The organism is Cognatishimia sp. 1_MG-2023 (assembly GCF_030548175.1).
Taxonomy (GTDB): domain Bacteria; phylum Pseudomonadota; class Alphaproteobacteria; order Rhodobacterales; family Rhodobacteraceae; genus Cognatishimia.
Genome location: NZ_JAUORX010000008.1, coordinates 34,728 through 48,256, shown reverse-complemented (window position 1 = coordinate 48,256; position 13,529 = coordinate 34,728). Strand labels below are relative to the sequence as shown.

Here is a 13,529-nt window from a genome sequence, read left to right as displayed (position 1 = left end):
CCCTTAAAACCAACGGGTAAACCAACATCTGGGCACGCAGGTGAAGTTATCCACAAGCAGTAGTAGGTCACACAACCGTGAACTCAACCGCGAAAAGACCTGTGGAAATTTACAATTCTCTACTTGACGGAGAGCTGAGGGGCCGAATTGTCACCCAAGGGTCAGTTAAATAACCGCGCAATTCCATCTTCATCAAAAGACAAAACATAGCCTTCTGCCCGAACTGTCTTTACCGAGACATGCTCTCCAAAGACAGCCGTTAACTTCTTGCGGATTTTCGCAACATGCACATCAAATTTTCGGTCCCCATAGTCCCAAGGCCTATGGTCAATGGCATAACTCAGCACATCCCGCGAAACGACTTCACCATTCTGACTGATGAGTATGTGCGCGATTTGCGCTTCCGCCGAAGTCAATGCAGCCTGACTCGCAATATAAGCACCGGAATTCCAAGACGACGTGTCCCGCAATATTTCCAAACCCTCTGGCGTATCCAGCATTCCTACGCGCGCCCTCAATCTTAACGCGAATGCGCGCAAAGAGATCGGGTAACGAACAACATCGTGAGCACCCGCAAGAAAAGCATCTTCGGCTTCATTTGTTTGTTCTTGGCGGTCGATTGCGATCACGAACGACCCGGAGTCAATTTCCACTAGCGTTTTCAAAAATTCAGAGCGCGCTCTAAGCCGCCCGACAACAACAACCTTTGGTGCATCACCCGATTGAATTATAGACAATGCAGCGTCATCAGAAGCAAAGACTTCCGCCGACAGCCCGCAAATAACACGAAAAAGATGACGCAAGGATAGCGCGGTGCCAGGATCTGAATCAACGATCACCGCATATGGCGCTTTCGAAATCATATTTGCTATCGCCTCTGCTCACTTCAACGCCATCCGAATCATCTTGCCCAAGATTAAAAAACTATTAAAAGGCAACTACTGAATTCATGACTATTCAAGCAGAAGCCTGACGGTTATCACAAGAACAGCTATGAACCAGGCCTTAGATTAACGCATGTAATACTCAAATTTAACCATTTCTTTTCTTTTGCCACCGAATTTTGGCAATATTTTAACCCAAGTAATAATATTCTCAGTGTCAGGTAGCAGAATGCACCGAATATCACTCAGAATGGAGTAGAGCTATGGCAGGACCCCTCGCCAAGGATGCCCATATTCGTGTCGCATTTTCTGCGGCTGCGCATATTCGGCACCTACTGTCCTCGTTGGACACCGACCCCTTTTTCATCGAAGTCCTTAAGTCGGCAAACCATGTCTTGAAGGATATTGACCTCGACACTTCTTGCGCAATGCAAACGCCTTCAAGCGCAATGAATGTCGCGACCTTGATTGGTCACAAGCCAATTCAGCAGGCCAACTTCAGAGACAGCGAACACTACCTTCGCACTTTGCACTAAGCCACCAAGGCAAAATCGGAATTACACGCGAACTGCAACTAGACGCCGAGGCACTACCGCAGAGCGCTCAACCCCAAGTTTTATTTGGGTTTTTTCCGCCGAAACGGCAAGGACAAACGCGGCTATTCTTGACATCTTCAAAAGTTAAGATATATGATCTGCCGCGAGACAGGGATTAAACCATGACCACAAAAAACGACATGGACACCGCCAAGGACCATTCAAAAGACGCCGTCGCGACGGTCGTTGCCGCGTTTGCGCAGCGCCGCAATGTGTCGGTTGATGATATCGTATCACTTGCAACACAATTGATGCCCGTATTTGGCAAACCAGAAGTCACCACCCCTGCGATCGCCACAGAACCCGTACCCATCATCGAAACAGTCAAGTCGGCAGCTACACCAGCTATCCCGCTGGACAAAGCCGTGACCAATGACAAAGTTTTCTGTCTATGCTGCGGCCGCGGCTTTACAATGCTAAAGCGCCACCTCAATGCCGAACATGGTTTAACCGAAGAGGAATACCGTCAGTTATTCTCCCTACCTGAATCCATGCCATTGGTTGCACCGAACTACTCAGAGCGCAAAGCGGCTTATGCAAAACAAGTTGGTCTTGGTAAATACAACCGCGACTCCAACTTGGAAGAAGGCGCAAGCGCTCCATAAGAGCACGCGTTTTTTCAACTGCCTTAATCTTGTCTTAATCGCGCCCTTCTCGGGGCACGGTTGGTTGCGATACCTCTACCTGACCAATAGTGCGCAGAAGCGCGTGTTGAGAATAGCCGGGCAAACCGGCACTCACGAGGCAGAGACAAATGGCAAGCGATGCAACGGTAAACATCATTCGCAAAATCGAAGTGGTCGAAGGCCACGGGCACCACGGTGGTGCTTGGAAGGTGGCTTACGCTGATTTCATGACCGCGATGATGGCGTTTTTCCTATTAATGTGGATTTTATCGTCAAGTGACGAACAAAAACTACGAGGAATCGCAGAATACTTCACAAATGCCACCCTCCCCGGCGGCAGTGGTGTTCTAGATGGCGCGACATTGGGCCCACCTGGCACATTAACAGCGTCAAACGGTTCAACCGTGGCACGTGGCGCCGAGTTTGGCGAAAAAGACGATCCATCTCCTGCCAAATGGGAAGTCATGGACACCACTCCAACGGCTGATCCTGCCGAAAAAGTGCGCGGTTCCCAAGAAGGTCACCACGAGAATCCAGCTGGTGGCGCCGCAAGTCCGGTATATGAAGCGAATCCAAACGAAACCGCTGTAACGAATGAACAAGCGTCGGCGGGCAAAGCGCAGGAAGCGACCGAAAGCTTAGATGCAATGCAAGCCGCATCTATGGCTGGCGCCGAATCCATCACTACCCTTGATCAAGCAGAGAAAAATGCTGCAGGCGATACCCAAGCGACCAATCCGGACCATACCGCGGATGAAGAGCGCTTTGAGGAAATGAAGTCCAAGATCTTGCAAGCCATGCAAGCCAGCCCAGACCTAGCACCACTGCAAGAGAACTTGATGTTTCAAAAAACACCTGAAGGCTTGATGATCCAGATCGTCGACCAAAAGGGCAAGCCTATGTTCTCTAGCGGTAGCGCACAAATGAATGCGGCGACTGTAAAACTGATGACACTTTTGGGTGACTCGCTGACCAAACTGCCAAATAAGATGGTTATTTCCGGTCATACCGATGCTGTCCCATTTTCGAAGTCCGCGGGCTATGACAACTGGGATCTTTCCTCTGATCGTGCCAACGCGATGCGCCGAGTGCTTATCCAAAGCGGTGTTACACATGAGCGGATTACGCGTGTGTCCGGCATGGCTGACAAACAACTGCTAAAGGCTGATGCGCCGAAAGATCCTTCTAACCGCCGTATCGAGGTTTTACTGGCTTACCAAAAACCAGTGACCGCGGACGCGGCACCTAAAATGGCCGCCAAAGAACCAATGGCAAAACCTGAAATGGCCCCTGCTCCGACAGTAGCTGAGCCAACCAAACAAGCCACAGTTATGGAACCAAGCGTTTCTGAGATCATCGAACAAGAAAGCCAAGTCTCTTTGTTGAACGAAACGGTCTTTGAAAACTTACGTAGCGCATTGCGGTAGGCCAAATTGAAAGCTAAAAAATCGTCCGCCATTCAGCGGGCGATTTTTCTATCCAAGCCCATCATTCATCGACAAGCGGAACTGGCTCCAATCAATTGGTGTTTTACCCGAATTCTGGCGTGTCATGTCATCAGGTTGCGCACTTAGAACCACAAAAATCGCCAGCGTTGTGATTGTCGTCAACGCAAACAGTCGAAACCCGCGATTCCGGCGCAGGTTTGGCCAGCGCTTACGCGTTTCATCCTGCGCCAAGCTGGCATGTAGATCAGACATTTCAACACTCTGCGCATCACCCGAACGCGGCGGCAGAGCTACATAAAAGAACCCATTTTCAGCAGAAACGTGAACCTCGCCAATCGCCTCTGTCAGAACACGTCGCAAGACAGCCGGCAGGCACTCCACCGAAATCCGAATATTTGCAGGCAGGTTTGATGTAACTGCATCGGAACGGATCGCGAGCAAAGCACGATCATCCCGAAGGAACAACAACGAAGGATCAGTAACCGGCACAGCGGCCCCTTCCCCACGCGAAATCTCTATCCATTCACCCTGTTGCGACAAACGATATGCGCCCGGAGGGGTTTCAATAGACGCCAGTTGATCAGCGGACAAAAACTCTGCGCCTAGATCGGCTGGCTGTTCATTCATCATGACTGGCTCGGGCTTACTCGCGCCTTCGATATCTCGGGCTGCTTCACGCGCCAAATCAAAGCGTAAGTTTCGAATTGATTTTTCTTCCTCAACCGCCTGCTGACGCCTTGAAGAAAACTGCAAAACATCCGCCGACGCTTGTGCCTTTGACGCCCCAAAGAATGGAGTTTCGATCTCGACATCTTCCGCGACAACTTCAACGCCAAGAAAGGCAACGGGATCAAGCCCCTCTTCCACAGCATATGAAAAGTTAACCGAATAATCGTGTGCGTCTTCAAGCAAACCTGGCGTATCAGCCAACAAAGCCGCAAGGCTACGTTCATCTGAATACTTCACTGCACGTGACGGAAACCCAGCAACAGGCGGGTAAATGCTTAGCTCTTCCGACCGCAATCCAAGATGTTTGCGAAGGCGCTTAGGGAATGTCGCCGCCTCTTCTTCACGAAATAACATCAACTGGCATTCGCCGCTTGGCATCAAACAAACAGCCAAGCGCATATTCAGGGGCCAACTGCGATGAACCAAACGAAGATCATCCGCTTCAAGCAAGACTGCCATGATTTGTTCATTACCGAACATGCGTTTCCCCAGGTGTCGCGTCGCAGACGTTAAACTATTCTTTATTTTTATTATAATTACGCCAATTAATGTCAATTATCCATAGCTATTCTTTAAATTGAGCCGTGTTTAACAATCTATTCTACCAATTCACTCATTAATTCTTGCTCAAACCTTATAATTTATGGCAAAAATGGGGCATACGAGCAATGCAATCGCCAGAAGGCGCTTAGGATAGCGAAACTACATGAACATTATCATCGGATTTATTCTTGTCATGGCTCTCGTGTTTGGTGGCTTTTTGCTATCAGGCGGGGAAATGGGCCCCATTCTTCACGCCCTCCCGTTCGAGGGCATGATGATCGGCGGCGCCTCCTTAGGGGCCTTTATTGCAGCCAACTCGTTTGCGGACTTTGGTGCAACGATCAAAGGTTTGATCAAAGCGCTTAAGGGGCCAAAATGGAAACAAGCTGACTACATCGACCTACTGAACTTGATGTACGGACTTACCAAGATCTACCAACGTGACGGTATTCTGGCGCTGGACGAGCACATCGAAAATCCACACGACAGTTCGATTTTTTCGCAGTTTCCCAAAATCCAACATGACCATCACGCGATTGACCTGATCACTGACAGCTTCCGTATGTTGGCGCTACAATTTGATGACCCATTCCAAACCGAGGATGTGATCAACAAAAAGCTCAAAAAGCACCACCACGAGGTGATGGTCCCTGCCCACGCACTTCAAGTTGTTGCTGACGGCCTCCCGGCGATTGGGATTGTTGCGGCGGTTTTGGGTGTTATTAAAACGATGGGTTCGATCGACAAACCACCGGCCGTTCTAGGTGAAATGATTGGTGGTGCGCTTGTTGGTACGTTCCTTGGGGTTTTCTTGGCTTACTGTTTTGTGGCTCCGCTATCTGGCCGCTTGGGGGTGATCGAGGACCAAGACGGCGCCTTCTATAACGTAATCCGCGACATCTTTATTGCGATTTTGCAAGAACACTCTCCAACCATCTGCGTTGAAATTGGCCGCGGTAACATTCCTACATCCTTGCAGCCATCCTTCTACGAGATGGAAGAGGCGCGTCAGGAACTGACCCCAGCATAATGGACCGCGCCCGACGCATCGAAGCATTAGCCGTTTTACAACGCATCAAAGAACATGAGCTTGACGGCCATGCCGCAGAGATGGGCCACATCCGGGCCCATCAAGCGCAGCTCCAAACCGAGTTAGACAAGCTACAAAATCAGCTCGAGACAGAGGCGCACATCCCCTCGCCCGAAGCCGCGCCTTTTCTTGCAGGCTTCTTGAAAGCCATCGACACACGCAAGGCGTTTTTGCTGAAAGAGATGGATACACTCGACAAAAAAGCCGCCCTAATTGAGGGGCGGCTTTTTGAAACTTATACAGAGGCACGGTCTAACGAGGCTGTGCTGGATAAAAACCTTAGCGAAAAACGTAAAGAAGAAGACACAGCAGAATCTGCTACGCTCGAAGAAATCGCTCGTAATCGCTACATGCGACAGATGGCGAAACCCTAAGCGGCGTTCGCTAATCCCTGATCCCACATCTCGCGAATTTGCATGGCCAAGGTTGTCGGATCAAATGGCTTGGCGATAAACCCAAGCTCATATTGCCCCAACAGACTGTCCTTTTCAGACTCGCCCACTTTGGCCGTCATGTAGATCGCCGGGATCGTTTCAAAACCTGGCAACTTACGGATCGCCTCAATGGTTTCTGGCCCAGTTAAACCTGGCATCTGAACATCACACAGCAACAGGTCAGGCGCAAAGCCTTCGACAATCTCCAAGGCAATTGTACCCAAACCAGCCTGCGCAACCTCAAAGCCACCAATCAGCTCAAGCGCCATATTGGCGATTTCGCGAATATCGTCTTCGTCCTCGATGTGCAGAATTTTATTCAATTCACCCATTTCCTAACCTCTCATCTCGTATTCTATCACCCGCGCGCCCGGCGCCGGGATTTACCGCGTCCTGCGCCCGACGGACGCGCAAATTTCGAAACCACACCGCGTTCTGCCTCTGGTGCCTCAATCTGTGTCACGATCAAAATGACCGGAACAGTGCGCGGCAACCGTCCACCTGAAACAGGAATAATCGTCAGGCAATGCGCCAGATCGATCTTATCAAAGTGCATAACGGCATCGTATTGATCATTGTCTGCCAAAACCAAAGCCTGCGACACATCTTGCGCCACCGCAATCGAAGCATCATCACCATCCAAAGACGGCAAATCTTCGCGACCAACACCCATCAGCTTAAAGGCTGCGCCTTCTGCCATTGACGGAATGTTGGATAGCCAATTTGAGTACATATTCGCCTTAAGGCCATTTAGTACCAGTGAATCCGACATGTTACCGTCTGCTGATTTCGCCTGCAGCACCGTCACGTTCAAATTCTGCAGCTTGTCGCGTTCAAAAAGTTCGGACACCAATGTGCGCCCTTCATCGGTCAACCAGTTAAAGACGGTCGATTGCCCAACAACGCCTTTGCCGCTGACGACCTGACTTACAGTCACAGAGCCGGTTTCAATCTCGGCATCGAAACCGCCAGATTTCAACTGAGCCAAAAGAACCTGAATATCTGATCCGTCACCAGCGCCCTGTGTCACAGCAACTGCTTGTTGATCCTCCGTCAAGCCAGCGTTGCTGAACGAAATCTCGTCTTCATCACCAAGTGGTTCTAGCGGGATAACCTTATCACCAATCATACGTGGCAAATCAACGTAGAACTCAGTTCCGATGTCTTCTTCGCTAGCAAAGAAAATTGCGCCCTTGTGGCTTTCAACAATCATTTTCACGATCGACAAACCAAGGCCGGTACCCTGCTGTGTACGCGTGTCACCCATGTCGGCTTGCGTGAACTTGTCGTAAATCGTTGCATGCGCGCTCTTTGGAATACCGCAACCAAAGTCGCGAATACTAAAGCGGACGCGGTCACGATGGATCTTTAACGTCACGATGATTTCTTTACCACCAGAGAACTTCGCCGCGTTCGACATCAGGTTATCCATAACCTGCGTCAGGCGGCTCTTGTCACCCATGGTGTTAAAGCCATCCTCATCTTCGACCAAATTCATCCGCATCGTGGATTTGAATTTCTCGGCATAGAACTTGTTGGATTCCATCGCCTTGTCGACGATTTCGGCCATGTCGACCGGTTCCATTTTGAAGTCCATTTTACCGGCTTCAATCTTTTCCATATCCAAGATGTCATTGATCAACGTCACCAGGCGGTCGCAGTTGTTGCTGGCCATGCTGACCATCTTGTTCATCTGCTCTGGCATTTCGCCAATGGCACCTGACAAGGCCAGACCCAAGGCACCTTTCATAGATGTCAGCGGAGTCCGCAATTCGTGGCTAACGGTTGCCACGAATTCGTTCTTCGCCTTTTCAGCCACCTTGCGCTGCGTGATGTCACGGTAGATCGCAATGAACCGCGGCTCATCATTTTCCGGCTGTACATATTCCAGGCTAATTTCATAAGGCGTGCCGTTCGTCGCCGTCACTTCCCAAGTGATCCGCCGCTGCGGACCCTCTTCCAATGCTTGGCACCGCAGTTCCAGCGCGTGAACATCGCTTTGCGTCAGGATGTCTTTTGCACGCTTGTCTTTCCAGCTGCCACCAACGCGATCTTCGATCAACCGCTTACGCGCGGTCTTGTTGCAATACAGCAGGTCCAACGTACCCGGACGCAACACCACAACCTGATCATCAATCAGCTCAAGGCTATCGTGGAAACTTTCGTCAGAGATACCTTTGCGCGTTTGGGTCATATCCGTCGCGACTACTGCGATTTCAGACAGCTCATCGCCTGCACCACTGACCGGAATAACCGTACATTGTGCCCAAGCTACCGTACCATCTTCGCGCATAATCTTAAGCGGCCCATCCCAAGGCGCACCAACTTCCATCGCCTTCATGATGTCGTCGTTCAGAATTTCCTGCTCGCGTTCACCTAGTAAATCAGACAACGGAGTACCCAACAGGCTCGACCGATCCCGAGCGGTGGTTTCGCAGAAACTGTCATTCACATGCGAAATACGACCATCCAGCTTCAGCATACAGAACACCGTATGTTCCTCGACCGCACTCCGATAGAAAATCTTGGACCGGATTTCGGATTCCAACACTTCCTTTTGCTGTTCTGCCAACATGATATTGCGACGCAACTGAAGCGTCAGGAACAACAGCGACAGAATAATTGCGGTAACAACGCCCAGAATTGTCCAACGATAGGCTCGATAAATCCTGCTTGCCGCCTGAACTAGATAGTTCTCATAGGGTCGTACGCGCAGGGAAATCAACAGATCATGGACGGCCTGATAGTTTTGCGGAGCCTGCCAAACAACATTACCCGCGCTGCGGGATTCCTCACTATCAGCCTGAACATTCAAAAACGAATTGATGACCAAGGCCAAGGCACCTTCGGGCACTTCTGGCGTCGCCGCCAAAACCCACTCTGGATACAAAGGCGTCGTCGCCCAAAACGGATACTCTGGGTAGTCAATTGGCGAAAGCGGTGTGAAATCTTCTAGGTTAACGGTACCTTCTTCCGCCAAGGCTTCCAGCACACCAGCCCGAATAACACCAGCATCCACCAACCCTGCCTGAACCGCATAAATAACCTCGCGTTGGTTTCCGCCAGAAAAGACCAATTCACCCAACAGGGAGCTCGGCTCTAATCGACGGCGGCGGAATTCTTGCTCTGCCAACCACCAACCCGAAAAATCATTTTCGGCAACCGCCATAACACTGGCACCTTCCAGCTGGCCTAACCGCGTAAAGCCGCTATCTGCGCGGGCAAACACCACAGCACCGGTTTGACTATATGTACGTCCTTCCCACATGCGAGCCTGTGAAAGCACGGCCCGCATACCGCTTTCCACTTCAGCCGCCACAAAGTGGGCGGGGTTGGTAAGAGCAAAATCAAGCGTACCCTCGGTAACGCCTTGCGACAGTGTTTCAATAGAATGGGGCCGCACGACAAAGCGATACGGCGTATCCAGAAACTCGGATTCACGGTTTAAGAAATCAATCGTCGGCCGCCACGCCTCAAGCGCTCGGGTTGCGCCTTCTGTGCTTAGAACGCCAACAGTAAAGACTTCTGTATTGGGGCCAAATTCTGATTGCTGTGCATTCGCCGCCGTCGCTCGAACAACAAGCGTTACGGTCAATGCAGCCAGCATTACCCAAAATCCGAACCAGCGACTTAGGGCTTTAAGCCCACGCCATATGGTTACGTTATCCGCCATCCACATTCTGCTCCATCTCATCGAGAAGCGCATTGAGAAGGTCGTCGACAAAGTCGGTGTTGAGGGGGCGCGGCCCAGCAATCACAGTATCAATATGCTGTTCCAGCTGCGCCGCGAGGGCGCCCATGCGCGGTTGCCCAACGCTGCCACAGATACCGTGTAATTTATGTGCTTGTGCGCGAATTTCCATGCAGGCGGATTCTTCCGTCGCTGGATCTTCAAGACGTTCCGAGAGGGCACAAAAGCTTTCAATACGATCATCCAACGAAGCGATAAATCGCTCGCGAATCCGCGCAAGTCCGGCTTGAAGCACGGCCGCTTTATCTGCGTCCATTCCCTGCATCATTTTCTGCTCACCCAAACGTCTTATTCCTCAACGCTCTTCAGGCGCTGATTGTTTCTTGCCATTTCACAGTTACCACGAAACGAGGCAACAATGTGGCAAAAACAGCCGAAGAGTTTAAAGAATGGTTAACAAAATCCATGGTTTACAGCCGATTTCCCAACACTGGTGCGCTTAGGACACGAGGACTAAGGCGCTGATCAGGAATACAAAAGAGGCGCCATGGCGCCCCAATTGCGTTCAGCAAATCATTACGCTGCGAATGCTGCGCGGCCGCCGCTTGATCGTGCAGCACCACCACCAACTTCGTTCAGCTTCTCAACCGCCCGATCCAAGAAGCGTAAATCGCCACGTTTCTCAAACAGCTTAGGTGCCGCAATATCGCCGATCTGTGCGGAGAAGCCCGTCGCGACTTCTTCACAGTAAACCAAGTCAGGATCGTTCAGCATCATGACGAATTCGTCCTGCATGCTGTCCGCTGACGGCAACTTGTTCTTTGCTCCAACGCAAACGAAAATCCCGCCACCGATATAAGACAAGAACGCCTGCGCGCCGACCAACACATCCGAAATCACCTCGGCCACATCTGTGACGACATATGTGAACTCTTCAATGTCAGAACCGGCATGAACCGCCGCCAATTCCGGAATACGGATCGCAAAGGCACCCATTGCGAATTGCTTCTGCTCTAGCATCAGCATCACGTAGTTATCCAAAGCAGCGCTCTTAACAACGCCACGTACATCTTTCACCGTGACCGGTTCTTTAAACGCAGGCTTAGGCGCTGCTGCCGCCGCCGGAGCTGCAGCCTGAGCCGCCGCAGCTTTGCGTGCTTCCGCCTGAAGACGATCAGCCAGACGGATCCGGGTCATCAATTCAGTCGTATCAAAAGGTTTGGTCACATAGTCCGTCGCACCCGCCATAAAGGCACGGTCGACATATTCTTTGTTGTTCATCGCCGTAATCATAATGACAGGCGAGTTCTTATAATGCTCCATCTGACGCACGTGCTGGCACAGCTCGGTCCCGTCCATACCTGGCATCTGAATGTCGAACATAAACCCGTCAAACGGCGTCGGGGACGCGGCGATCTTCTGCAATGCGTCTTCACCGCTCTCGGCAAGGGTCACATCTGTATACCCATGCGCCTCAAGGGTCGCGGACAGAATTTCGCGGATTAGTTCGTCATCGTCGACGGCAAGGATCTTCATCTTCTTCTCCAGTCGCTTACCACCCGGGGGTGGCTTAAAGGCGCTTCTGCACCCATTTAGTTCCAGCTCGGTTAATAGATTTGGCCCGAAAGGGAATATGCTCAGTTGGTATTGTTCAGATTATTAGGACAATTGTGGCGCAAATTGGGCGATCTTTTGGATTGAGTGAAGCAAATAATGCAAACGTTAACCCAGCATTAACCGAAAACACTTTTGAAAAATGTTAAATTTAATAAAATCAACAACTTAAGATCGCATCAGATTTTACTCAAAAGTTTAATTTAATAAAATCTAAGGTTGAGTAGGCTGTGCAAAACCTACAATAATCGCTCGTTACAATCATACACCCTTTGATTGCTTTTATCTCCGCCGACTCAGTCTCACAGATATGTTGTCGCCAGTTCAGCCACGCATCGTCCCAATATTGGAAACAGTAGAAATTGCCGGCTTAGGCATCCATTTCAAACAGTCCAGGAACCAGCTCTTCCCAAAATGCAAAGATCGCACTGGCGTTTAGGGCAGAGTTCCAACCATGCGCACGAAACTCTTCACGGGCCAGATCGTCCGGCAAGCTCGCCATAAACAACCGCTTGTCTGCATCCCGCTGCGTCGGATTTCGGCTGCTCACCATATCCGCAACAATCGCAAACTTGCGCCCGCGCTCGGCCTTCGCTGCACGACGCGCGCCCACATCCGCCTCTTCAGCGGCCTTTTTACGCGCGCGTTCTTCGGCAAGCCGTCGTGCCTCATCAGAAACAGGCGCGACCGGTTCTTCGGCGGTAGGCCGGTAATCATCCCGAATGGCCGCCGTCAAATACCCGATCTTTGACTTAACGCTATCTTGCCCCGACATATAAGACAGCTTTTCGCTCACATATTCCGGCCCATGTTCCGCAATCCATTGACGCGCTAACCGGTCCGAAACCCCCTGCGCAAGCAGCGCTTTATAGACGGGCAGGTTTCGCGTGCCGTCACTGTCATCAATCTGGAACATCGCAAGCTGCGGGTTCTCTTTGATCAAAAACCGAATATCCGTGACCGCCCTGCCCTTTTTCTGGAACTCAGGCGTGATCTCGATATCCGAGCTTTTATTCACTTCGGCCACCGCTGGTTTGATGATCTTGGCATTCAGATGTTTGAAACTCTCATAATAGCTCGACCCCTCAACTCCCATCAGCTTGCGAAAGGTGTCCAGGCTCAACCAACCGGTGCTACCGGTCCGCACAAAGCGATAGCAATTTTCATACAACGCCAGCCCATGACCAGAGCTAAAATTGCGCTGAATATGCACATTGATCAGCGCATAGATTTTCGGGTCATGCAATTTCTGCGCCAATGCCGGCGAATAAGCATATTCACAGACGCCATTCTTTAGCTTGGCAAATGACAACAAAGAACTGACGCCCCATTCCTGTTTACCATCCTCATCCAACATATCCCACTCAGCGACGGTCTCAGCCAAGGCTCGCAAGCTACCGCGCAGCGTATCAAAGTCATTGGAGTTGTAGCCGACCATCATCGCCAAGGTGCGCGCGTCAATAGAATGGCTTTGCGCCGAGGTTAAAGAGTCATAAGCATTCAGCAGCAGCACATTGGAAAGCTTGCGTTGCAAAAGCGATAGCTTGCCGCTGATATGGATCGCAGCCACGTTCTTTTTGACCGTCTCGCGCCGTAGCGCACCAGTCAAACTATCCATATCTATTTCGGTCGTTGCCATGATTCTGTGCCGCTCGTTCGTGACTCATATCTCTTGCACAAAAGGTACCCACGCTCAAGAAATTCCTAGGTTCTTTTATCCATCCCGCAAACGGGTACCCATTGACTCTTCTCTAATGGATTGTCTCGAATCACTTAACAATTCGTAGACTCACCGAGTCGCTACAGCCGCTTTCAGGTCGAAAATCGGGGCATATGTACCCTCAGGTCGGCCAAATACCCCCATATTTAGCACT

12 protein-coding genes are annotated in these 13,529 nt (G+C 50.8%); 5 read left to right on the top strand and 7 right to left on the bottom strand.

Annotated features, from left to right (window positions below; genetic code table 11):
- Nucleotides 1-161: 161 nt before the first annotated feature.
- Entirely contained in the window at nucleotides 162-863 is a 702-nt protein-coding gene (locus Q4544_RS13355; protein ID WP_303507035.1) for a winged helix-turn-helix domain-containing protein, read from the bottom strand.
- 284 nt (nucleotides 864-1,147) lie between these two features.
- Here Q4544_RS13355 and Q4544_RS13350 point away from each other — a divergent pair, with 284 nt between their 5' ends.
- The 3 genes from Q4544_RS13350 (at nucleotide 1,148) to Q4544_RS13340 (ending at nucleotide 3,533) form a co-directional block, all read left to right on the top strand.
- Nucleotides 1,148-1,420, top strand: a complete 273-nt coding sequence (locus Q4544_RS13350) for a hypothetical protein (RefSeq protein ID WP_303507034.1) — start codon at nucleotides 1,148-1,150, stop codon at nucleotides 1,418-1,420.
- 182 nt (nucleotides 1,421-1,602) lie between these two features.
- A complete protein-coding gene (locus Q4544_RS13345; protein ID WP_303507033.1) occupies nucleotides 1,603-2,085 on the top strand; it encodes a MucR family transcriptional regulator in 483 nt (160 codons plus the stop codon).
- A gap of 149 nt (nucleotides 2,086-2,234) precedes the next feature.
- The gene (locus Q4544_RS13340; RefSeq protein WP_303507030.1) at nucleotides 2,235-3,533 is read left to right on the top strand and encodes a flagellar motor protein MotB; all 1,299 of its coding nucleotides are present in this window, start codon (nucleotides 2,235-2,237) and stop codon (nucleotides 3,531-3,533) included.
- A gap of 48 nt (nucleotides 3,534-3,581) precedes the next feature.
- Here the strand turns inward: Q4544_RS13340 and Q4544_RS13335 are convergent, their stop codons facing one another.
- A complete protein-coding gene (locus tag Q4544_RS13335; protein ID WP_303507028.1) occupies nucleotides 3,582-4,763 on the bottom strand; it encodes a hypothetical protein in 1,182 nt (393 codons plus the stop codon).
- Nucleotides 4,764-4,989: 226 nt separating this feature from the next.
- Between Q4544_RS13335 and motA the strand changes: the two genes are divergently transcribed.
- Nucleotides 4,990-5,856 carry a flagellar motor stator protein MotA gene (motA, locus tag Q4544_RS13330; RefSeq protein WP_303507026.1) on the top strand — a complete coding sequence of 289 codons (867 nt, stop codon included), beginning with the start codon at nucleotides 4,990-4,992 and terminating at the stop codon, nucleotides 5,854-5,856.
- A complete protein-coding gene (locus tag Q4544_RS13325) occupies nucleotides 5,856-6,290 on the top strand; it encodes a hypothetical protein (protein WP_303507024.1) in 435 nt (144 codons plus the stop codon). Before motA ends, Q4544_RS13325 begins: the two co-directional genes overlap by 1 nt.
- Here Q4544_RS13325 and Q4544_RS13320 read toward each other — a convergent pair.
- The 5 genes from Q4544_RS13320 to Q4544_RS13300 all read right to left on the bottom strand — a co-directional run bounded on the left by Q4544_RS13320 (nucleotide 6,287) and on the right by Q4544_RS13300 (nucleotide 13,294).
- Nucleotides 6,287-6,682 carry a response regulator gene (locus Q4544_RS13320; RefSeq protein WP_303507022.1) on the bottom strand — a complete coding sequence of 132 codons (396 nt, stop codon included), beginning with the start codon at nucleotides 6,680-6,682 and terminating at the stop codon, nucleotides 6,287-6,289. The genes Q4544_RS13325 and Q4544_RS13320 overlap by 4 nt on opposite strands.
- A 26-nt stretch (nucleotides 6,683-6,708) precedes the next feature.
- Entirely contained in the window at nucleotides 6,709-10,023 is a 3,315-nt protein-coding gene (locus Q4544_RS13315; protein WP_303507020.1) for a PhnD/SsuA/transferrin family substrate-binding protein, read from the bottom strand.
- Nucleotides 10,013-10,366, bottom strand: a complete 354-nt coding sequence (locus Q4544_RS13310; protein WP_303507018.1) for an Hpt domain-containing protein — start codon at nucleotides 10,364-10,366, stop codon at nucleotides 10,013-10,015. Before Q4544_RS13310 ends, Q4544_RS13315 begins: the two co-directional genes overlap by 11 nt.
- Nucleotides 10,367-10,617: 251 nt before the next feature.
- The gene (locus tag Q4544_RS13305) at nucleotides 10,618-11,577 is read right to left on the bottom strand and encodes a PleD family two-component system response regulator (protein ID WP_303507016.1); all 960 of its coding nucleotides are present in this window, start codon (nucleotides 11,575-11,577) and stop codon (nucleotides 10,618-10,620) included.
- Between the two features lie 448 nt (nucleotides 11,578-12,025).
- The gene (locus Q4544_RS13300) at nucleotides 12,026-13,294 is read right to left on the bottom strand and encodes a replication initiation protein (RefSeq protein WP_303507014.1); all 1,269 of its coding nucleotides are present in this window, start codon (nucleotides 13,292-13,294) and stop codon (nucleotides 12,026-12,028) included.
- Between the last annotated feature and the right edge of the window lie 235 nt (nucleotides 13,295-13,529).